At 55.6% G+C, this 21,055-nt stretch carries 19 protein-coding genes, 1 tRNA gene and 2 pseudogenes; 2 read left to right on the forward strand and 20 right to left on the reverse strand.

Features of this window, described 5'->3' with window-relative positions:
- Nucleotides 1-21 precede the first annotated feature (21 nt).
- The 11 genes and pseudogenes from U8U01_RS08890 to galE all read right to left on the reverse strand — a co-directional run bounded on the left by U8U01_RS08890 (nucleotide 22) and on the right by galE (nucleotide 8,684).
- Nucleotides 22-243, reverse strand: coding sequence for a FeoA family protein (locus U8U01_RS08890; protein ID WP_322173468.1), 222 nt, complete (start codon nucleotides 241-243; stop codon nucleotides 22-24).
- 15 nt (nucleotides 244-258) lie between these two features.
- Nucleotides 259-411, reverse strand: a pseudogene (locus tag U8U01_RS08895) (FeoA family protein); the annotation flags it as partial.
- Between the two features lie 68 nt (nucleotides 412-479).
- Nucleotides 480-632 (reverse strand): annotated as a pseudogene (locus U8U01_RS08900) (FeoA family protein); the annotation flags it as partial.
- 68 nt (nucleotides 633-700) lie between these two features.
- The gene (locus U8U01_RS08905) at nucleotides 701-913 is read right to left on the reverse strand and encodes a FeoA family protein (RefSeq protein ID WP_322173470.1); all 213 of its coding nucleotides are present in this window, start codon (nucleotides 911-913) and stop codon (nucleotides 701-703) included.
- Between the two features lie 234 nt (nucleotides 914-1,147).
- A complete protein-coding gene (locus U8U01_RS08910; protein ID WP_322173472.1) occupies nucleotides 1,148-2,047 on the reverse strand; it encodes a ferredoxin-like domain-containing protein in 900 nt (299 codons plus the stop codon).
- Between the two features lie 83 nt (nucleotides 2,048-2,130).
- The gene (locus U8U01_RS08915; RefSeq protein ID WP_322173474.1) at nucleotides 2,131-2,733 is read right to left on the reverse strand and encodes a DUF3267 domain-containing protein; all 603 of its coding nucleotides are present in this window, start codon (nucleotides 2,731-2,733) and stop codon (nucleotides 2,131-2,133) included.
- A 3-nt stretch (nucleotides 2,734-2,736) separates the two neighbouring features.
- Nucleotides 2,737-3,972 carry a galactokinase gene (locus tag U8U01_RS08920; protein ID WP_322173476.1) on the reverse strand — a complete coding sequence of 412 codons (1,236 nt, stop codon included), beginning with the start codon at nucleotides 3,970-3,972 and terminating at the stop codon, nucleotides 2,737-2,739.
- Nucleotides 3,973-4,012: 40 nt separating this feature from the next.
- Nucleotides 4,013-6,052 carry an NAD-dependent DNA ligase LigA gene (gene ligA, locus U8U01_RS08925; RefSeq protein ID WP_322173478.1) on the reverse strand — a complete coding sequence of 680 codons (2,040 nt, stop codon included), beginning with the start codon at nucleotides 6,050-6,052 and terminating at the stop codon, nucleotides 4,013-4,015.
- Nucleotides 6,053-6,349: 297 nt separating this feature from the next.
- Entirely contained in the window at nucleotides 6,350-7,003 is a 654-nt protein-coding gene (locus tag U8U01_RS08930; RefSeq protein WP_322173480.1) for a sporulation protein YunB, read from the reverse strand.
- Between the two features lie 99 nt (nucleotides 7,004-7,102).
- The gene (locus tag U8U01_RS08935) at nucleotides 7,103-7,678 is read right to left on the reverse strand and encodes a Maf family protein (protein WP_322173482.1); all 576 of its coding nucleotides are present in this window, start codon (nucleotides 7,676-7,678) and stop codon (nucleotides 7,103-7,105) included.
- Nucleotides 7,662-8,684, reverse strand: a complete 1,023-nt coding sequence (gene galE / locus U8U01_RS08940; protein ID WP_322173484.1) for a UDP-glucose 4-epimerase GalE — start codon at nucleotides 8,682-8,684, stop codon at nucleotides 7,662-7,664. The genes U8U01_RS08935 and galE overlap by 17 nt, the downstream gene beginning before the upstream one ends.
- Before the next feature lie 241 nt (nucleotides 8,685-8,925).
- Between galE and U8U01_RS08945 the strand changes: the two genes are divergently transcribed.
- Nucleotides 8,926-9,306, forward strand: a complete 381-nt coding sequence (locus U8U01_RS08945) for a putative ABC transporter permease (RefSeq protein ID WP_322173486.1) — start codon at nucleotides 8,926-8,928, stop codon at nucleotides 9,304-9,306.
- Nucleotides 9,307-9,362: 56 nt separating this feature from the next.
- On the opposite strand, the gene pfkA is transcribed toward U8U01_RS08945, so the two are convergent.
- From pfkA to hprK, 7 genes are all read right to left on the reverse strand, one after another.
- Complete coding sequence (gene pfkA / locus U8U01_RS08950) at nucleotides 9,363-10,331, reverse strand: 6-phosphofructokinase (RefSeq protein ID WP_322173488.1); 969 nt, start codon at nucleotides 10,329-10,331, stop codon at nucleotides 9,363-9,365.
- Nucleotides 10,332-10,471: 140 nt separating this feature from the next.
- Complete coding sequence (locus U8U01_RS08955; RefSeq protein ID WP_322173490.1) at nucleotides 10,472-13,975, reverse strand: DNA polymerase III subunit alpha; 3,504 nt, start codon at nucleotides 13,973-13,975, stop codon at nucleotides 10,472-10,474.
- 43 nt (nucleotides 13,976-14,018) lie between these two features.
- Nucleotides 14,019-14,954, reverse strand: a complete 936-nt coding sequence (gene whiA, locus U8U01_RS08960; protein WP_322173492.1) for a DNA-binding protein WhiA — start codon at nucleotides 14,952-14,954, stop codon at nucleotides 14,019-14,021.
- Nucleotides 14,955-15,011: 57 nt separating this feature from the next.
- Nucleotides 15,012-15,608, reverse strand: a complete 597-nt coding sequence (locus U8U01_RS08965) for a P-loop nucleotide/nucleoside kinase family protein (protein WP_322173494.1) — start codon at nucleotides 15,606-15,608, stop codon at nucleotides 15,012-15,014.
- 12 nt (nucleotides 15,609-15,620) lie between these two features.
- Nucleotides 15,621-16,481 carry an RNase adapter RapZ gene (rapZ, locus tag U8U01_RS08970; RefSeq protein ID WP_322173495.1) on the reverse strand — a complete coding sequence of 287 codons (861 nt, stop codon included), beginning with the start codon at nucleotides 16,479-16,481 and terminating at the stop codon, nucleotides 15,621-15,623.
- A gap of 21 nt (nucleotides 16,482-16,502) precedes the next feature.
- Complete coding sequence (gene murB / locus U8U01_RS08975; RefSeq protein ID WP_322173497.1) at nucleotides 16,503-17,426, reverse strand: UDP-N-acetylmuramate dehydrogenase; 924 nt, start codon at nucleotides 17,424-17,426, stop codon at nucleotides 16,503-16,505.
- A 93-nt stretch (nucleotides 17,427-17,519) separates the two neighbouring features.
- Entirely contained in the window at nucleotides 17,520-18,485 is a 966-nt protein-coding gene (gene hprK / locus U8U01_RS08980) for an HPr(Ser) kinase/phosphatase (protein WP_322173498.1), read from the reverse strand.
- Between the two features lie 316 nt (nucleotides 18,486-18,801).
- On the opposite strand from hprK, the gene U8U01_RS08985 reads away from it, so the two are divergent.
- Nucleotides 18,802-18,878: transfer RNA gene (locus U8U01_RS08985), tRNA-Met, on the forward strand.
- Between the two features lie 107 nt (nucleotides 18,879-18,985).
- Here the strand turns inward: U8U01_RS08985 and U8U01_RS08990 are convergent.
- Both U8U01_RS08990 and mobP3 read right to left on the reverse strand, forming a co-directional pair.
- On the reverse strand, nucleotides 18,986-20,134 hold the full coding sequence (locus tag U8U01_RS08990) for a tyrosine-type recombinase/integrase (RefSeq protein ID WP_322173499.1): 1,149 nt from the start codon (nucleotides 20,132-20,134) through the stop codon (nucleotides 18,986-18,988).
- Nucleotides 20,135-20,263: 129 nt separating this feature from the next.
- Nucleotides 20,264-21,055 (reverse strand): MobP3 family relaxase (gene mobP3 / locus U8U01_RS08995; RefSeq protein ID WP_322173501.1); only part of this gene is annotated, 792 nt, incomplete at its 5' end.

Here is a 21,055-nt window from a genome sequence, read left to right on the forward strand (position 1 = left end):
TTTTTGTAGGACGATAGCCGCCTACGCAATTTCAATCATCTCTGCATCCACCTTACGCACCGAAAGCGCATACCCGCGCACACACAGCTCCATAGGGTCCCCCAGCGGGGCCACTTTGCGCACCAGAATCTCCACCCCTCTGGTGATCCCCATGTCCATAATCCGGCGTTTCACCGCCCCCTCCCCGTGTAGTTTGACCACCTGCACGGTATCGCCTACGTTTGCCTCTTTCAGGGTTTTCATACCCATCATCCTTTCTTAAATCAAAATACGGTTCGCCATGGTGCTGTCCAACGCCACCCGGCTGTCCTTTACCTGTAAGATCAAGTTGCCCGCCAACCGGCTGACCACCGTTACGGCGCCGCCCACCACAAACCCCCGTTCAGCCAAGTGCCGGCGCACCTCTTCTTTCGCCGGTTACGCACCCGCACCCCATCGCCCGCCTTTGCGCCCGACGGGGTTTCACGCCGCCTCCTCTCCTAAATCAAAATACGGTTCGCCATCGTGCTATCCAACGCCACCCGGCTGTCCTTTACCTGTAAGATCAAGTTGCCCGCCAACCGGCTGACCACCGTTACGGCACCGTCCACCACAAATCCCCGTTCAGCCAAATGCCGGCGCACCTCTTCTTTCGCCGGTTACGCACCCGCACCCCATCGCCTGCCTTTGCGCCCGATGGGGTTTCACGCCGCCTCCTCTCCTAAATCAAAATACGGTTCGCCATGGTGCTGTCCAACGCCACCCGGCTGTCCTTTACCTGTAAGATCAAGTTGCCCGCCAACCGGCTGACCACCGTTACGGCACCGTCCACCACAAACCCCCGTTCAGCCAAATGCCGGCGCACCTCATCCTTACCGGTTATCTTGCGGATAGCCACCGTTTCACCGGGTGCAGCCATGGTTAAAGGTATCATAGGTATTTTCCTCCTTTTTCGTCTGTTTTTACCCGTATACTATCCCTGTATGACCTTGGGAATTAGCCTAAACTAATCCACGATTAGTTATCTCTAACCCCCTATATAGTTTATCCTAACTGGCCGCATTTGTCAAGCAAAATGCATATTTTCTTCCCAATTTTTTCAAAAAGCAAAGCCACAACCCAAGGGGGTCCCCCCTCTGGTTGCGGCTCATGCCCGGCACATCTACACTTAACTTAGCAGTTGTTTCTGCACTTTCTCAAACCCAATACGCCCAATCGTATCGGCAAACCGCTCGCCCTGCTGGCCCTGGTCGCGGAAGAGGGCAATGGCCCGCTCAATCACGGTCATAACCTCCTCTTCGCTGGTAAGCAGCTTGTCCAAAAACCTTCCCTGGGCCACTTTTTTGCCCCAGCGCCCGCCAATATAGACCTTATAGCCCGGCACATAGTCCTCAAATGCCTTAAAGGGGCATCTATTCAGGCAGCGGCCACAGTGGTTGCACTGGGCATCGTCAATAAGGACCTTGCCGTTCTCTACCTTCGGCACATGGATCGGGCAGTTTTTCTCGATCTGGCAGACCTTGCACCCCCGGCACTTTTCCAAATCCACCACAGGTACCCGCTGCCCCACAATGCCCAAGTCGTTCAAGTCGGGTTTCACGCAGTTGTTCGGGCAGCCACCCACGGCAATTTTAAACTTATGGGGCAGTTTCACATCATGCCAGCCCTCATAAAACCGCTGGTGTATCTTCTCCGACAGGTCAAAGGTATCAATCAGGCCATACTGGCAAGTGGTGCCCTTGCAGGAAACCACTGGGCGCACCTTGGCCCCTGTACCGCCGGTTTCCAACCCGTGCTCCTTTAAAAACGCCCGCAGGGGCTCAATATTCTCAAAGGGTACCCGCTGGATTTCCGCCGTTAAACGCACAGTCAGGGTCACTTCCCCACTGCCAAACCGTTCGGCAGCCTCGGCCACAACGGCCAATTCCTTACCGGTTATTTTGCCGTTATGGGTAATAACCCTGCCGTTAAAGCAGTCCGGGGTATTCTTGTCCCACAAAAAGCCCAGGGCCTTTACCCTGGCAATTTCTTCGGCAGAAATAGCCGGTTTCTTTGTTTCATGCAGCATAGTTTCAACTCCCCTAGATTGTGTAGATGTCTACCTATTGATTATACCCCTTGAAAACGGGAAAGTCAACAGAACCTGCCTGATCAGTCAAAAGCGTACAGGCTGTCCCCCACAAACTGTAGTTGGCAGCCCCGGCGGGTCTGCCGCAGCACCTGGAACACATGGTAAAAGTCCGGGTAAGGGCTAACCAGTCCCATCACCCCAAAACCGAACAGGAACCCGTTCAGCCCCAGCCAGCCGGGGGGCGTCACCAGGAACAGCAGCAGTGGAACCACCCCCAGTACCGCCGGCAGCAGGGCCATAAGGATAAACCTGCCCCGGCTGAGGGGATAGGAAACCAGCGCCACTGCCGCCAGGGCCTTGGGGTAAATGCCGATACCCACCACCGCCTCTCCGGGGTAAGGCAGGGCATGGAGCAACTCGTGGAGTAAAAGGCCCGGAAGGCCTACGCACGTCCCCACCGCCACCCACACCGGGCTAACAGGTAAACGCCCCCCAAAAAAGGTTTTGCAGAACATGGCCATAAAAATCAGCCCAAAAGGCAGCGGCAGAAAGGCCGCCGCTTTCCCCATCAGCCCAGCGGTAGAGCGGGGCATCTCCAGCCTGGCCGCATGGGTAGGCAAGGTGCCTTGCAGGTATATGCCCGGATCATCCCGGATAATCCCTAACCATTTGATCTGTGGCACAGCTTATGCCTCTACTTTTACGCCGCCACAGCCACGAACCGACAGCACATAGCAGCTACCCTTGCCAAAGACTTTCTCCATGCCTTCCCGGTAACTTTCCAGCAGGTCAAAGGGCACATACGCCTGGATGGTGCCTGCAAAGCCGCCGCCATGTACCCGGCAGGCGCCCCGACCCTGTAGATAAAAGGCAGAAACCGTCAGCGCCAGGGTGATACCCTGCTCTTCCGGGTGCGCCGAGGAGAATACGTTCTGCAACCGCTCCTGAGAGGAACGCCCGGAGGCCTGTACCATCCCCAGGAACCTGTCGAACGCCCCTGCCTTCAGGGCCTCTGCCTCCTCATGGGCCAAACGGTCGTCGTCAAAAAAGTGCATAGCCCGCAGCACAGCCCGGTCATTGACCGCCTTGCGCAATTCCACCAGGCTACCGTAGAAGTCCCGCTCATCCACCTCCCGCAGGAACTCCTTGCCAAAGTACTTGGCAACCGCTTTCATCTCCTGCGGGATAGCAGCGTAATCCGGGGTCAGGTCGGCATGGTTGCCGCCGGTATCCACCACACACAGGGCGTGGCCGTAGGCGTTCAGGTCAAAGTCCACTTTTTCGATCACAGGCTTAGCGGGATCCGCAAAATCCATCGCCGTTACGCTCCCCACCGAGGCCGCCATTTGATCCAGCAGGCCGGAGGGCTTGCCAAAGTAGACATTCTCCGCATATTGGGCAATTTTGGCTGCCTCTACCGGATCGATCTTGCCGTCATTATAGAGATGGCTGATGACCGTGACCACCAGTATCTCAAAAGCCGCTGAACTGGAAAGCCCCGAACCCTTGAGCACCCGGGTTTGGGTAAAGCACTCAAACCCGCCTATCTGGTAGCCCAACTCTTTGCAGCGGGACAGGATGCCCCGTATAATGGCCTGGGAACCGCTGGATTCCTTGCGGGGGGCCAGTTCCGCAAGATTGACCGTATCCATACGGGGGTATTCCACCGAACGCAGCCTGGCGGTGTTGTCCTCCGTCTTCCGGGCCATACCCACAATATCTAGGTCAATGGCTGCGGCCAAGACCCGCCCATGGTTATGGTCCGTATGGTTGCCGCCGATCTCCGTACGTCCCGGCGCGCTGAAAAAAGCGCTGTCCCGGTCATCCCCGAAAGTTTCTATAAACCCCTTGCGTATCTCCTCGTACCGGGCAGCTTGTTCTTGCCAGCGGTCGCCGTATAATTCCTTTATATTGATCGTCATGTTTCTTCCTCCATTCGGTTATGCGGGGTGGTTTGATTGCCTATTCTGTTTCTGCCAGCATAGCCAGCAGTTCTTCCTCGCTCAGCACCTGCACACCCAGTGCCTGGGCCTTCTCCCATTTACTACCAGGATCCGTGCCGGCCAGCAGGTAAGCCGTTTTCTTTGACACCGACCCGGTCACTTTGCCTCCGTGTTTCTGTATCAATTCTGTGGCCTCCTTACGGCTGAGGCTGGGCAGCGTGCCGGTAAGCACAAAGGCTTTCCCTGCCAGTGCCGTCCCTTTCTGCTCTGGTTCGCGTGCCTGCATATTGACCCCCAGCGCTGCCAGCCGGGACACCAACTCTCTCGCCGGTTCCTGATGGAAAAAGTCCCGCAAGGACATGGCCATATCTACACCAATGCCGTCAACCTGGGCAATGCGGCACTGGGCTGCCTGTTTTTCTTCATCCTCCGCGCCAGGGGGAGGCACTTCCCCGGCAGCCTCCATCAGCGCCGCCATACTGGTGAAATGCCCGCAAAGCTGCTGGGCCGCTTTTGCCCCGATATGGGGGATGCCCAAGGCAAATACCAGCCGGTACAGGTCATTCCCCTTTGAGCGCTCTACCGCTGCCAACAGGTTTGCCGCCGATTTCTTCCCCATGCGCTCCAGCCCGGCCAACTGCTCTTCGTCCATGCTGTACAGGTCGGCAGGGGACTGTACGATCTTCTCCCTGGTAAGCTGCTCTAACAATGCCGGGCCCAACCCGTCGATATCCATAGCGTCCCGGCTGGCAAAATGGATCAAATGGCGCAACAACTGGGCCGGGCACTGGGGGTTGGTGCAGCGAACCGCCGCCTCCCCCTCTGCCCTGGAAACCCGTTCCCCGCAGGAGGGACAGGTTTCCGGCAGCAAAAAGGGGTGGGAACCCTCCGGGTTTTCCACAACTGCCACCACTTCGGGGATAATTTCCCCCGCCTTGCGCAGGATAACCCGCGAACCGACCCGCACATCCTTCTCGGTGATAAAGTCCTGGTTGTGCAGCGTGGCCCGGCTGACGGTGGTACCGGCCAGCGTTACCGGGTCAAACACCCCTGTGGGGGTCAGCACCCCGGTGCGGCCCACGTTGACTTCGACCCCCAGCAAGGTGGTTTCTTTCTCTTCCGGCGGGTATTTGAAGGCCTCCGCCCAGCGGGGGAATTTGGCTGTGCTGCCCAATTCCTCCCTTTGGGCGAAATTGTCCACCTTTACCACAGCGCCGTCAATGGGGAAGTCAAAATCCCCCCGTTTGTCGCCGATCTCCCGGATAAAGCGGATGATCTCCCCCATATCCCCCGACCGGAAGTACATAGGCGGCACCGTAAACCCCAATGCCCGCATCCGCTCCAGGGATTGCGCGTGCCCGGTAAATGCCTCGCCCTGGGCCTGCAACACATTGAACACAAAAATGTCCAGCTCCCTGCCGGCGGTGATCTTCGGGTCCTTCTGCCGCAGCGAGCCGGCCGCAGCGTTGCGGGGATTTTTAAACGGCTTTTCCTCCAGCAGTTCCTGGCGTTCGCACAGCCGTTGGAAACCGGAATCAGACAAATACACCTCGCCCCGCACCTCCAAAAAGGGGACCGGCTCTGTCAGCCGCTTAGGGACCGTGCGGATTGTGCGGATGTTCTCCGTAACATCCTCGCCGGTAACGCCGTCACCCCTGGTAGAGCCCCGGGTGAATACCCCGTCAACATACTCCAGGGCCACGGAAAGGCCATCGAACTTGGGCTCTACCACATACGCCGGCCCACTGACCGCCTCACGGACACGGCGGTCAAAATCCCACAATTCCTCCTCCGAGAAGGAATCATGCAGGCTTTCCAGCGGCACCTGATGAACCACCGGGGCAAAGGTATTATAGACAGGCCCCCCCACCTTTTGGGTCGGGGAATCCTCCGTTATCAACTCTGGGAAAAGCCCCTCCAGTTCTTCCAGGCGCCGATAAAGCCGGTCATATTCAAAATCGCTGATTTCCGGGTCGTCTTCGGTATAGTATTTCCGGCTGTGGTAGCTGATCTGCTCCCGCAGCGTCCGCAGTTCCTGTTCCGCAGCTTTTTTTTCCATAATGTCCTCGTGCTTTCTGTTTTGGGTTGGATTGCGCCGGTTAAGGCTGCCTTTGGCGAATCAAGGGGCTTTCTGGGGCAACCTTTTGCGCTGTTTCAAGCTTTGTGGGGCCGTTTGGCCAGTACTCGCTTGGCCATGATAGTTATTGGGTTATTATTCCTTGTTTTTGGCCTTATTATTAGGTTTTCCGCCCTCACCTCTGTAAGCGCATGGTTTTACACTTTATCTGGCTGAAAGCGGCCGTTTCAGGGCGAAAATCTCAGCATCTTTGCCTTACCCAATCACTTTGGGATGAAACTACGATTGGTTCCGCACGGTGCCGCCAGTCATAAGTTTCGGCACCTCGCCTACCACCATAGTTTCCGCTAGCACTGTGGTGGTTTCAGCCTCCACGGCGGTTTCAAACCGCCTGGATTGGGAATAGGCACGGGCCCGCACCGTTAGGGTGAGCCGGTGGCAGGTCTGATTCAACCCCGCGCTGGTAAAGTCCGTGGAGAACTCCGCCACCGCCGAACCCTCCAGTTGCAGCTTGATGGGCACTGGGAATCCCCGGCCGTTCAGCAGGCCCACGCCGGTCAAGCTGCCTACAGGCACATAGGCGGTAGCCCGCCCCCGCAGCGTTTTGGAAAGCCGCTCCAGCACCCCGGCTTTTAGCCGGTTCAGCCGTTCCGGGTCCGCACTTACCAACGTAACCTGGCCGTCCTGTTGGCGTTCTACCGTGACAAAGGGGGATGGATCCGTAGCCAGTTCTGCCTCTACCGCCTTTGTCACACAGTCCAGTATGTACCCCCTGGCAGCCTCCTGGGTCAGTTCGGGGGAAATAGCTGAAAGCGCCAGCTCTGAAAAAGCCGCCGCTCCCAGCAGAACCGCCGCCAAAAGGAACAACACCCTGGGCAGTTTCCTTCTCCCCTGCCTGTACCGGCGGGGAGGTCTTCTCTTTATGTATAGCATGGCGCCACCTCCATGCTATACTACGCAAAAACGCTCCGTTGTGCGAAAAGGCGGCTCGGCCACCTACCGGTCAGGCTCTAGTTTTAGATCCCGGCGGCCTCAGGCAAGCATTGCCCGCAGCCGCCGGAGGGTTTCTGCCACCGGCAAGCCTACAATGTTCGGGTAGTCGCCGCTGATGCCCTGCACCAGCATGACCCCTACCCCTTCTATGCCATAGCCTCCTGCCCGGCCGGTGGATTCCCCCATCGCCACATACGCGGCAATCTCCTCCTCGGCCAGCGGATAAAAGGTCACATCCGTCACCTGGTGGAACACCTGGGTCTGGCCCCGCGCCACCAGGCAAACGCCGGTGTAAAGCTTATGGGTGCGCCCCGAAAGCCGCCGGAGAGTAGCCCTTGCCGCCTGGTCATCCTCTGGCTTGCCAATAATCATACCGTCGATGCTCACCACAGAATCGGCAGCGATCAGCAGGCGGTCCGGGCACAGCGGGGCTACAGCCTCGGCCTTGCGGCGTGCCAGGCACTCCACGGTTTGGACAGGCGTATACCCCTCCGGTACCTCTTCATCCACGCCGGAAACCATTACTTCTATGCTGACCCCCGCCTGTTCCAGCAGCATTTTCCGGCTGGGGGACTGGGAGGCCAGCACCACCGTTTCCTCAATCCTCAAAGCCATTGGGGTTCATCCGCTGCCAGCGGAGGGTATCGGCACACATATCGTCTACGTTCTTTTTGGCCTCCCAGCCCAGTTCCCGTTTCGCCAGGGAGCAGTCCGCATAGCAGGTGGGGATATCGCCCGGACGGCGGGGATCAATTACATAGGGGATCTCCTTGCCAGCCGCCTTGGAGAAGGCCGCGATCATCTCCAGTACCGAGCAGCCTTTACCCGTACCCAAGTTGTAGACCTTCAACCCACAGGGCTTGTCTTTAAACAGTTGCAGGGCAGCCGCGTGGCCCTCGGCCAGATCCACCACATGGATATAGTCCCGCACACCGGTGCCGTCCGGCGTGGGATAGTCATTGCCATAGATATGCACCTTCTCCAGCTTGCCCACCACGGTTTGGGCAATATAGGGCGCCAGATTGTTGGGGATGCCGTTGGGATCCTCGCCGATCAGCCCGCTTTCATGGGCGCCCACCGGGTTAAAGTACCGCAATAACACCGCGCTGAACCCCGGATGGGCATACACATAGTCTGTCAGGATGTGCTCGATCATCAGCTTGGTATTGCCATAGGGGCAAGCCGCGCTGCTAGGCAGGGTGAAGTCCTCCCGGATAGGTACCGTGGCCGGTTCCCCATAAACTGTGGCCGAAGAACTGAAAATGATGTTGTTGACATTCTGTTCCGCCATCACTTTCAGCAGCACCAAAGTGGAGTTTAAGTTGTTGTCATAATAACGCAACGGCTGGGCCACCGATTCGCCTACGGCCTTCAGCCCGGCAAAGTGGATCACTGCCTGGGGCTGCTCCTTGACAAACGCCTCCCGCAGCTTTTCCTCGTCCCGTACGTCGCACTCATAGAACGCCGGCTTTTTCCCGGCAATCTCCCCTACGCGCTCCACCGCAGCCTTTTTGCTGTTGCTCAGGTTGTCTACAATCGCCACCTCATGGCCCTGCTGCAAAAGCGTAACTACCGTATGGCTGCCAATGTACCCCGCGCCGCCAGTCACCAGAATTTTCATAAATGACCCCACCTTTCGGTTATTTTGCGGGAGTTTCCTCCCACTGCAAATATTATAGGCAATCAACGCCAAAAATTCAAGGATTTTCAAGCAATCCATCAATATAGTTCGTAAAATGCTCAAAATAGTTTGCATGGGACAGGAGATACTATTGCCTGTGGATACAAGCGCGGAAAAATGCTGTGGCAGGCTGTTCAGCACGGCCGCGCCGCGGAAAAAACACAAGGGAGTGTGGCATTTTATGAGCAAGGACGGGATGCTGTTCTTGGCCGGTAGCTGTGCCTATCCAACTCTGGAAATGGCCTGGCGGGGGCACACGCACTGTTCTATGGCGTTGGCCGGCGGGGTATGCCTGTGCCTGATAGACTGGGTGTGCTGTGGCCGGTTGGCCGGTAAAAGCCTTTTCACCCGGTGCCTGGCCGGGTCAGGGCTGATTACGGGGGTTGAACTGGCCGCAGGGCTGGTTGTCAACGGCGCCCTGGGGCTGGGGGTGTGGGACTACTCGGATATGCCGTTGAACCTGCTGGGGCAGGTCTGCCTACCCTATTCGGCCCTATGGTTTGGGCTGACCCTGCCCGCAATGGCCCTGTGCCGGCTATGCCAGCAGGCAGATCTGGTATAAAGCTTACCGAAAAAAGCGCACCCACCGTGTGGGGTGCGCTTTTTAATTGAAAACCTTTAGATAGACAGCCTGGCGGAAACCCGGTACAGGTTTTCGTCAAAAATACGGGGCATATTCAAGGCCTCCGTAATGTCGAAGTCTACCACCTGCTCGCCCTTAAGGGCAACAACACGGTTGGAGGCGCCGTTATTCAGCAACTCCACCGCGTGGAAACCCATACGGCTGGCAACCACACGATCCCGCAGGGTGGGGGAGCCGCCCCGCTGTACATGGCCCAATACCGTGGCCCGGCTCTCAATGCCGGTAGCAGCCTGGATGCGCTCGGTGAGTTCCTGGGTATGGCCTACCCCCTCGGCCACCACGATTATGTAATGGCGCTTGCCGGTCTGCTGGGCAGCTTTCATCCGGTCAACAATATCCCGCTGGAAATCATAGGGAACTTCGGGCACCAGCGTAGTCATAGCGCCTACGGCAATGCTGGTGTGCAGAGCAATGTCCCCGCAACGGCGGCCCATAACCTCTACCACACTGCAACGGTCGTGGGACTCCGTGGTATCACGGATGCGGTCGATCATCTCCATCGCGGTGTTCAGCGCCGTGTCATACCCAATGGTATAGTCGGTGCAGGCGATGTCGTTATCAATCGTACCCGGTACGCCGATGCAGGAAATGCCCGCGCCGCACAGATCCCTGGCCCCACGGAAAGAACCGTCGCCGCCAATAACGACGACCCCTTCAATGCCTTTCTCCCGGCAGAACGCCGCTGCCTTCTCCACGCCCTCGGCGGTGTTGAACTCCGGGCTACGGGCCGTGAACAGGGACGTGCCGCCATGCTGGATGATATCGGACACGCTGCGCATATTCATCTCTTTCACATCGCCGTTCAGCAGGCCGTTATAGCCGCGCATTACGCCGTATACCTTCATGCCGAAGGAAATACCGCTGCGCACCACCGCTCTGACGGCCGCGTTCATACCAGGGGCGTCGCCCCCGCTGGTCAATACTGCTATTGTTTTGGCTCCCATATTTTGCTACCTCCAACTTTATCCAGGCCCCAGGCCCAGACTGTTACAGTTTCATACCCTAATTATATCAAATATTCGGGAATTATCAAGGGGGGAAACAATATTTTACTGCTCCCATAGCATTTTCCCCTTCATTTCCCCTATGGCGTGGCCACATATTTGATGTTTTCCTGCCCCAGCAGCTTTTCCAGCGCCTCCACTAATGGACGGTTTACATCAAGGCGGTACCGGGGCGGGGCCTTTACCATCTTGCCGCTGTCTTTGAAGAGGATGTACAGGTCGCTGCGCCCTTCGCTGAATATATCGGCATACTGCATCGCCTTGCGGTACAGTGGATCCCCCTGGGACTCCACCCGCAGGTATAGCCCTGGACGGACGTTTTTGCGGGGAGCACCCTCCCCTGTTTCCCCCGGTTTGGGGGGCGTAGCGGCTTTTTCGCAGATAAGCTCAGGCGCCTTGTTCTCCTGGAAACTGAGGCGGCCCTCTATTTCCACGGCCGCGCCCTCATAAAGAAGGTTGCCATACTCCTCCAACATACTGGGGAATGCCAGCCCCGTAATAGCGCCTGTCATATCCTCCAGAGTGACAAAGGCCATTGTCGCCCCTGATTTCGTGGCCTTGCGGCGCATAGAGGTGACGATCCCCAGCACAGACAGCCTCTGCCCGTCCTGGTACCGCGCCATACCCGCCTCGCTGTTTTCCGCGCTTTGCAGGATATCGCCGGTTCTGGCATACCGCCCGGCCGCATATAGCCCGGCATAGCCGGACATGGGATGCCCGGTCAGGTACATACCGGTCACTTCCTTTTCCATCGCCAGCTTATCCATCGCGGAAAAATCTTCTGCTTTGTCCAGCACGGGCTCCCCCACCGCCGAAGTTTCTCCAGGTGTATCAAAAAAGCCCACCTGCCCTTCCAGATTCCGCCGCTTATCCTCCTCCAAAGCACCCAATATCTGCTCTACTGCCAACAGCATCTCACGGCGGTTATGCCCCAGGCCGTCCAGGGCCCCGCATTTCACCAGGCTTTCAATGGCCCGGCGGTTCATTTCCTTACCGGCCATGCGCTTGCAAAAATCATAAAAAGAGGTAAAGGGTCCGTTAAGCTGGCGTTCCTGTTCCATCCGGGCGATCACGCCCCGCCCCAGGTTTTTTACCGCGGCCAGCCCAAAACGGATGCTCTCCCCATCCGCCGTAAAACCAACACCGCTGAAGTTAATATGCGGCGGCAGTACCGCCAGCCCCAGGCGCTTGCACTCTTCGGTGTATTCGGCAACCTTAACGGTATACCCCAGCACACTGGAAAGCAGGGCGGCCATGTACTCTTGTGGGTAATGGCACTTAAGATAGGCCGTTTGATAAGCCACATAGGCATAGGCTGCCGCGTGGGATTTGTTAAAAGCATAGGACGCAAAATCCTCTATCTCTTTGAACAGCACCTCTGCCGTAGCACGGTCCACCCCACGGTTGACGCAGCCTTCCACCTCCCAGGTGCCGTCCTCCCGCTGCAAGCCATCAATAAAAAGCTGCCGTTCCCGTTCCAGCACATCGTGCTTTTTCTTGGACATAGCGCGGCGTACAATATCAGCCCGCCCCAGTGAGTAGCCTGCCAGTTCACGGAAAATCTCCATGACCTGCTCTTGGTAAATAATACAGCCAAAGGTAACGTGCAGGATCGGCCGCAACTTTTCATGCCTGTACTTAACGCCCCCAGGGTTGCGGTGGTTCTCCAGATACGTGGGGATGAACTGCATGGGCCCCGGCCGGTACAGGGAGATAATAGCCGTTAAATCCTCGATGCCCTGGGCCTGGGATTGCACCAGCAGACGGGTCATACCCGCTGATTCAAACTGGAACACCCCCACCGTATAGCCCTCTGCCAGCATGGCAAAGGTCGCGGCATCCTCATAGGAAATCGTTTCCATAGAGAAACCCGGCTCCCTGACGCGGATCAGCTTGCCGGCATTGTCGATCACCGAGAGGTTCCGCAGGCCCAAAAAGTCCATTTTCAACAGGCCCAGTTCCTCAATGGCCGTCATGGTGTACTGGGTAACCACCACATCATCGTTGCGGGCCAGGGGCACGTAGTCCAGCACTGGCCGGTCGGTAATGACCACCCCCGCTGCATGGGTGGAGGTGTGCCGGGGCATCCCCTCTACCTTAACAGCCATATCCACCAGCGTTTTCACCTGTAAATCGCTGTCGTAGCGCTCCCGGAAATCCCGAATCTGGCCCAACGCCTTTTCCAGGGTCATATCCTTTTCGTTGGGCACCAGCTTTGCCGCCTGGTCCACTTTGCCAAAGGGCAGCGCCATAGCCCGGCCCACATCCCGCAGGGCCTGCCGCGCCCCCATCGTACCAAAGGTAACAATTTGCGCCACATGGTCCGCGCCATATTTCTCTTGCACATAGTCGATAATCTCGTCCCGGCGCTCATCGCTGAAATCCACGTCAAAATCAGGCATACTGATCCGTTCCGGGTTTAGGAACCGTTCGAAAATCAGGTTGTACCGGATAGGGTCTACATTTGTGATACCCACACAGTAAGCCGCCAGGCTCCCTACACCAGAGCCCCGCCCTGGGCCCACGGGGATCTGCACGCTTTTGGCGTAGCGGATAAAATCCCATACAATCAGGTAGTAGTTTACATAACCCATGCTGGTGATCACACCCATCTCATATTCCAGCCGTTCCAGCAGTGCCTGTCCGGGGTTTGGCCCATATCGGGCCCGCAGGCCATCCCGGCAAAGCTTTTCAAAAAACTGCTGATTGGGTGTGCCGTCCGGGGTATCGAACCGGGGCAGCTTGGTTTTGCCAAATTCAAACTCCAGGTTACATTGTTGGGCGATCTTGACTGTGTTGTCGGCGGCCTCCTGTAATTCGGGGAAAAGTGCCCGCATCTCCTCCTCCGTCTTGAAATACAACTCGCCAGAGCCAAAATCCAGCCCGCCCCCCTCTTCCACGGTCTTGCCGGTCTGAATGCACATCAGCACCCGGTGCATTTCCACATCGGCGGCGGAGATGTAGTGGCAGTCATTTGTCACCACCAGAGGGATGCCTGTTTCTTTCGACAGCTTGATCAGGCTTGGGTTTACATAGTGTTCGTCATTTAAGCCGTGATCCTGTAATTCCAGATAGAAATTGCCCTCGCCAAATATCTCCTGATACCGTAAAGCCGCAGCCTTTGCACCGGCATAATCACCGCGCAGCAATGTACGGGGTATCTCGCCGGAAACACAGGCAGACAGGGCAATTAACCCCTCATGATACCGCTCCATCAGTTCAAAATCGATACGTGGACGGTTGTAAAAGCCCTCTACCCAGCCCATAGAAACCATAGCCGCCAGGTTTCGGTACCCCACCTCATTTTTGCACAGCAGTACCAAGTGCCGGTTTTCGCTATCCAGTTCGTGAACCTTGTCCAACCGGGTACGTTTGGCCACATAGACCTCACAGCCAATAATTGGCTTGATCCCACGTTTTTTTGCCGCCTTGTAAAACTCGATCGCGCCGTACATATTCCCGTGGTCGGTAATTGCCACGGCCTGATGCCCCAACTCCTTAGCCCTATCCATCAGCCGCTCTATACGGCAGGCCCCATCCAACAGGCTATATTCTGTATGCAAATGCAGATGCACAAACGCCATTATTTCGCCTCCCAGCAAGCATAATCCACCATCAGGCCATCGGTTACAGTATCCCGCCCAGGCCCTTTTCCTCCATCAGCCGTTCCCCCAGTTCCACCAGTTTTTGTAGCCGGTGGTTTACCCCGCTACGGCTGACTCCCAGCCTCTCCCCTAACTCCCGTAGGGTCAACTCCGGGTCATTCAGCCGTAAAAACGCCAACTCCTGCAAATGGTCCGGCAAGCTATTTAAACCCTGCCAGTCGCTGATGGCCGCAATGGCCGCAATTTGCCGTGCAGAAGCGGAATAGGTCTTATCCATATTCGCCGTTTCAAAATTGGTCTTACGGTTAATATTGTTGCGGGCCTCTTTGAACATCTTTACCTGCATCAACTCCATAGACGCCCCTGTGGCCCCTAAAAACGTCAGCAAGTCTTCGATCTGCCCGCTATCCTTTAGGTATACGCCGTAACCGCCCTGCCGCTGTACCACCGCCGGGTTGATGCCCAACGCCCCTACCTCGCCCAGCAACGTATAGAGATCCCCCGCCAGGTTTTTGTAGGGCGCCGCAAACTCCAGATGATAGGCTTTATTCGGGTCAGTGACACTGCCGCAGGCCAAAAAAGCCCCCCGGAGAAATGCCTCTTGGCAACAGTCATCCTCCAGCGCGCCCCGGTTGATACGCAAACTGGGTTCCCGTCCTGTGTGGCCAAATGCCGACAACAGCCGCAGCCGTTCCTGCTCCTCTGGCAGGCTAACCTTATAGGCAGGCTGTTTCCGGCGGCTTACCGCATACCGCAGTTGCGCAGAGGTTCCCGCACCCACTGCGGCCAATTCCAGCATCCGGCTGGCAACCGGGCGGCTTTCCGTCGTGAAGGAGTTTTCCTTTACGCAAAAGCATTTGGAGAACAGCCAAATCCCGTAACACTCTCCCCGCAAACAGCAAAGGCGTTTGCTTTCTATCTTACATAATTCCGCTTTGATCTGTCCGGTAAATGACATTTCCCTATCCCACATCCAGTTGTAAAGTTCTCAGCTTTCGCGCAACACGTAAGGCAGTCAGCTTGTCATAAGTGCTTTGATCTCCCCGGCCAGTTGCTGGTAGTCTATCCTGCCAACCTCCGTCACATCAACGGTTATCCTGGGGCCGCCAATATCAAAACCGGCCATACCCCGGCTGGTAAACCCCGCAACAAATTGTTCCAGGCTCATGGGTTGGTATAGGGCCTTGGCACCCTCTGGCTCAGGGTAACAGGTGTTGACTATATGCCCCCTATGCCGTTGCGGGGACTGGTCCCGGAGCAGGAACCGCTGGTAGATAATCTGGTAATCCCCTGTCAGCATGACGGTAATCGGCTGGGCCCTATGTTTTTCCAACAGCGCCCGCAGCCCTGGCACAGAGGCATTCTCAAAATTATTCTCTATAATAACGGAGCCACCCTGCCCCATTACCTGCCCTGCCGTATAGTACAGGATTTCCATCGCCCCCACACCCAACGCAACTTTCTCTGCCCGGCTGTGGAACCCCACTGTGTCATACAAGCGTTCCTTTATGTCATCTTTTGAAAACACCGGCAAGCCCAAAAGCCCGGAAAGTTTCCGGGCCATATGGCTTTTCCCTGCGGCCGGTAACCCGGCCAACAGAATCGCATACACAAAGCAAGCCCCCTAAAACCGTTGTATATCCCGATGGGTCACACTGGCTTTTATACCCTGATCCGTCAGGTAATCGCAGGTGTATTGGGCCAATGCCACCGAACGGTGGTGCCCGCCGGTACAACCCATTGCAACCACCAACTGGCTCTTACCTTCTTTGCCGTATAGGGGCAGCAGGTAGTCCAGCAACGCCGTATAGCGGGCCACAAAGCCCCTGGTTTCGTCGTTTTCCATCACATACGCCCGTACATCCGGGTCAAGGCCGGTTTTAGGGCGCAGTTCCTGGTCATAAAAGGGATTGGGCAGGCAGCGTACGTCCATCACCAGATCGGCCTCCATGGGAATGCCAAACTTAAACCCAAAGCTGATGCAGTGCACGGCCAAAGAATCGCTGGCGCTGGTTAAAAAGAGTTCCGCGATCCGCCCTTTCAATTGGGCGGGCGACAGGCTGGAGGTATCAATAACAAAGTCAGAGCCGCCGCGTACCGGGCGCAGCATTTCCCGTTCCAGCCGTACGGCCTGCTCTAACGAACCTCCCAGCCCGTCCGAGAGAGGGTGCTTGCGCCGGGTTTCCTTAAAGCGGCGGACCAGCATCCCGTCTACGGCATCTAAAAACAAAATCTTATAAGGTTTCCCCTCTGTTTTCAGGGTTTCCATCGCCCCAAAAAAGGACTTGAACAACTCGCCGCCCCTTGTATCCGTTACCACGGCAATACGTTCCATTTGGCTTTCTGACTTGACACATAGGTCATAAAAAATGGGGATCAACGCCGGTGGCAGATTATCCACACAAAAAAAGCCGATGTCCTCCATAGCGTGCATCGCCTGGGTTTTGCCTGCGCCTGAAAGCCCAGTTACCACTACAAATTCCAATTCCAGCCGCTCCTTTCCCTTTTACTGCTCCCCTGTCACCCGCACTTCCGGTTCCAACACGAAACCCGTTTCCCGCAACACAGTTTCCTGCACTACCTCCATTAAAGCCAGCACGTCCCGGCAGGTTGCCCCGCCGGTGTTTACAATAAAGCCTGTGTGCTTTTCGCTGACCTGCGCCCCGCCTACCCGGCGGCCACGCAGCCCGCACTGGTCGATAAGCGCTGCCGCATAGGCCCCCTGGGGCCGCTTAAAGGTACTGCCGGCACTGGGCATATCGTAGGGCTGTTTATCTTTGCGGCGGGCCATAAGTTCTTCCATTTTTTCGCCGATCATTTTCGGGTCGCCAGGCATCAGCCGCAATTCTGTAAAGGTTACAGCCTTGCCGGAACCGGAATACTTGCTGTGCCGGTAGGCAAATTCCAATGCCTCGCCCTGGTACGCTCCCGGCCCTTCCATCAGGTCATAATGGCTGGCCTTTACCACTACATCCTTCATTTCACCACCATAGGCGCCGGCGTTCATATATACGGCGCCACCGACTGAACCGGGTATTCCCCAGGCAAACTCCAACCCGCTAAGCCCCTGCTCCCTGGCATAGGTACAGGCTGTAGCCAACGTAGCCCCTGCGCCAGCCCGTAAGGTTATCCCATCCGCCAAAAGCTCCACGCGCTTAAAATCACCGGCCAGGCGAAGGGCTACACCGCGATAGCCGCCATCCCCCACCAAAAGGTTTGAACCTTTCCCTAACAGCAGCAGCGACAAGCTGTTATCCTTTACAGCTTGCAGTACACCTTCCAACTGACATACCGTTTCCACGGTTAATAGCCGGTCTACCGGCCCACCAATGCGAAACGTGGTGTATGGTGCAAGGGGCACACCAGTTTCGTTTTGGCAGCCAAGAACCGCTGCTACTCTATCCAGGGCAGTGTAGTCCAACTGAACCATTCCAGACCTCCTTCGAGTAAAGCATTTGCCTTTCCACTTTTCATTATTAATATCTATACGGCCCTCTATACGTAAAATATGGCCCCGGCGCAATCAAATATCCAAATCCATACGGACTTCTCGGTGATCCATATCGTCCAGGTCCATCCCCATGTTGGTAAGCAGTTCGTGGGCCGCATTGTAGCCCATCTCTTTCTGCCGGTTGTTCATAGCCGCCACCTCAATAATTACGGCTAGATTACGCCCTGGTTTTACGGGGATCGTAATGACCGGCAGGCGGATCCCTAATATTTCCGTAAATTCATTGTCAATGCCCATACGGTCATAGACCTTTGTGGCATCCCAGGTTTCCATCTTAATAGCCAACTCGATCTTCTGGCTGGGTTTAACCGCACCCGTGCCGAAAATGCGTTGGGCGTTGATGACCCCAATGCCGCGCAACTCAATAAAGTGACGGATATTGTCCGGCGCCTGCCCTACCAGGGAAATACTGGATACCCGGCGTATTTCCACCGCATCATCCGCAATCAGCCGGTGGCCACGCTTAATAAGTTCTATAGCTGCTTCCGACTTACCCACGCCGCTGTCCCCCACCAATAGGACTCCTTCGCCGTAAACTTCCATCAGCACACCGTGACGGGTAATACGGGGAGCCAGTTCCACATTCAGATAAGCCACCAGGCTGGCTAACGCGCTTGAAGTAGAATCCTGCGATAAAAGCAACGGTATCTCATACCGCTGCGCAGCCTCCAACATGGCGTCCCAGGGACGGATATTCCGGGCCAAAATAACCGCAACCGGATGCAAGGCAAAATACCGCTCAATGACTTCCGTCCGCTGTTCCGGGCCAAAACGATTCAGCAGGCCCATTTCTGCCCGGCCGATAATCGCGATACGGTTGGTGTCAAAGTATTCGTAAAAACCGTTGAGTTCCAGGCCGGGACGGATCACATCACGGGAACGTACCACAATCAGGCTAGGGTCCCGCGGTAAATGAAGGGCCTCCAGTTTTTGGTTTTCTATAATTTTTGACAACGGCAGGGTGTATTCGTCTACCATATTTTTTCCTCCTAAGGTTGAATTTGTAGGCCGCGCCCCATCTGTTGCGACATTCTGAGCAAACCCGTTTCTTACCATCAAATCGACTTAAAGCATCTGTACCATAGGGCATCGCCAGTCCGTCTAAAACCTATGGCCCTACGCAGTGTGCCTTTAATTAATAGTATACCATATCTTGGTCTTGATGGAAAGCCTCTCCTAGAAAAAACTTTGGAAACAAAAAATTTTAGAAAAATCGAAAAAACTCTTGCTTTTTTCGAAGAGATATAGTATAATAACAAAGCAGTCAAGAGTTATGGCTGTTTAAACATCATATCGCGGGGTGGAGCAGCTCGGTAGCTCGTCGGGCTCATAACCCGAAGGTCGCAGGTTCAAATCCTGCCCCCGCAACCAAATTTCTCCGGAAACTCAAGGGTTTCCGGGGATTCTCTTTTATATTTTCCTTAGTTTCCCTTGTCTGACCCATTCGCTGACCCATACGGGGAAACGACCGGGTACTTCTAAACGCTGCCGGATAGCAAACTATCCATCGTCCGGGCCGCTTCTTTCTGTGCGGCGGTGGTGACGTGGGCGTAGGTGTCCAGGGTAAACCCTGCGCTGTAGTGGCCCAGCATACCCGACACCGTCTTGATGTCTACACCGTTTTGGAGTGCCAGGGTCGAAAATGTGTGACGAAGGTCGTGAAAGCGCAATGGCGGCAATCCAGCTCTATCCAATACCCGATGCAGCATATGCAGGACGCTGTCGGGCGAAATCGGGCCGCCGTTGGGCGAGGGGAACACATAATCGCTCGATACCTTGCTCTGCTGTTCCCTGAGAATTTCTATCGCATCTGCCCCTATGGACAGCGTGCGGTAGGAATTCTTTGTTTTTAGCGGGGCCTCTACCACTTCCCCATCGATCCTGGCTACCTGCCGTTTCACATGGATAACACCTACGTCCAAATCGATGTCGTCCCACTTCAGGCCCAGCAGTTCGCCTCGGCGCAAGCCTGTCGCTAACTCCAGGTAGTACATCTCGAACACACCGCTGTTCTTGGCCTCTCGGAAGAATGCGGCCAACTGGTCAGCGGTTAGCGTTTTCATCTCTTGGTGCTCCACCTTTGGTAGGGCACAACCGTCAGTAGGATTGGTGGTTATGAGCTTCTGGCTTTTGGCTAACTCCATTGCTGACGAAATCACCTGATTGATATTGCGTACTGTTTTGGCACTCAGTCCCTTGGGCTGCTGTTGAGATTCTATACGCTCCACCCTGCCGCTGGTCAGCAGCTTCTTGTAGAGGGCTTGGACTTCCAGCGTTGTCAGCTTGCCAAGAGGTATCTTGCCGATGCTTGGCTTGATGTGATTTTCAATATAACCTTTGTAGGTTTTGTGCGATGAAGGGCGCACTTTGATTTTGGCGTAGTTCTCAAACCATACGTCCATCCACCGCCCTACCGTGTACTGACCGGCTTTGACCACGTCCAAACCTTTGCTATCCTCGATGGCCCGGGCCAGCTTTTCCTTGACCTCAGCCTGGGTTTTTCCAAGCACGTTTTTGATGATGCGCTTACCGGTGGCGGGGTCGTAGCCTGCCGTGTAACGTCCTTCCCAGCGACCATCCTTGCGCTTGCGTATGTTTCCCTCACCGTTTGCTCTCTTTTTTGCCATATCTTGGCCCCCTTTCTTGACACCAACATTACCACATAATCCCCGCCAATGTCCACTGACATTTTTCTTACTTTTTCTGGTTTCGTCCAAAACCCTTTTCTTTGTTTATGCAACGCAAATTTTGAGGGCCTACATCCTCATTGAATAACTTTCATCATCTATATCCTGCCGGACGCTACGCTCCGTTTTCAGCCCATGCGCCTCCTTCTTCTGCTCGATTTTACTTCTGAGTTTACTGTCAATCTGAGTGTTCAGCCGGGCAATTTTCTTATCATAACTCTTGGAGATTATCTTGCACAGCGCGCCGACCACCGACTTCATCGCTGACCCTACATCATAATTTTGCGTAGGCTCAGCATCCATAATCCTCATAGCCAGCGCCGCACTTCTAACAATTACGTTCTTAATGCTGCGGAACTCAGGGTTATCTTCCAGAGGAATATCGGGCTTTTTCTTTTCATGATAGAGTGATAATTTCTCTCGGTTGAACTTATTCCACTCTGAGTTCAGCCTTGCTACGCTCTCGTCTTTTGCCAGCTCCACCACAATTTTGTTGACGGTATCCTTTACATCTTTCGGCAGATAACCATACTGCTTGCGCCCTTTGCAGGTCTTAAGCTGTGAAACCAGTTTCAAAAACAGCATTTCTATTTTGGAAGTAGGGGTATAAGAATCACGGATTTTAGCAATCAGCTTTTCAATTTCTTCTCGGCTCTCCTTCTTCAGCCGGTCACGAAGGCCTGTTTCCATCGTGAACAGCTTGTATTGCTCCATGTGAAAGATGTCATTACCTAGCGTACTCCGCAGTTCATCGATCCCTTTTTTCGTCAGCCAGCCCTGCTTTGCGTCCTTGGAATAGACCAGCAAGCGCATATGAGGGTGGTGTGCGGTGCTGTGAAATGCACCGTACCACTCCAGATT

Origin of the sequence: Acutalibacter caecimuris, from assembly GCF_034335085.1 — a bacterium.
Taxonomy (GTDB): domain Bacteria; phylum Bacillota; class Clostridia; order Oscillospirales; family Acutalibacteraceae; genus Acutalibacter; species Acutalibacter caecimuris.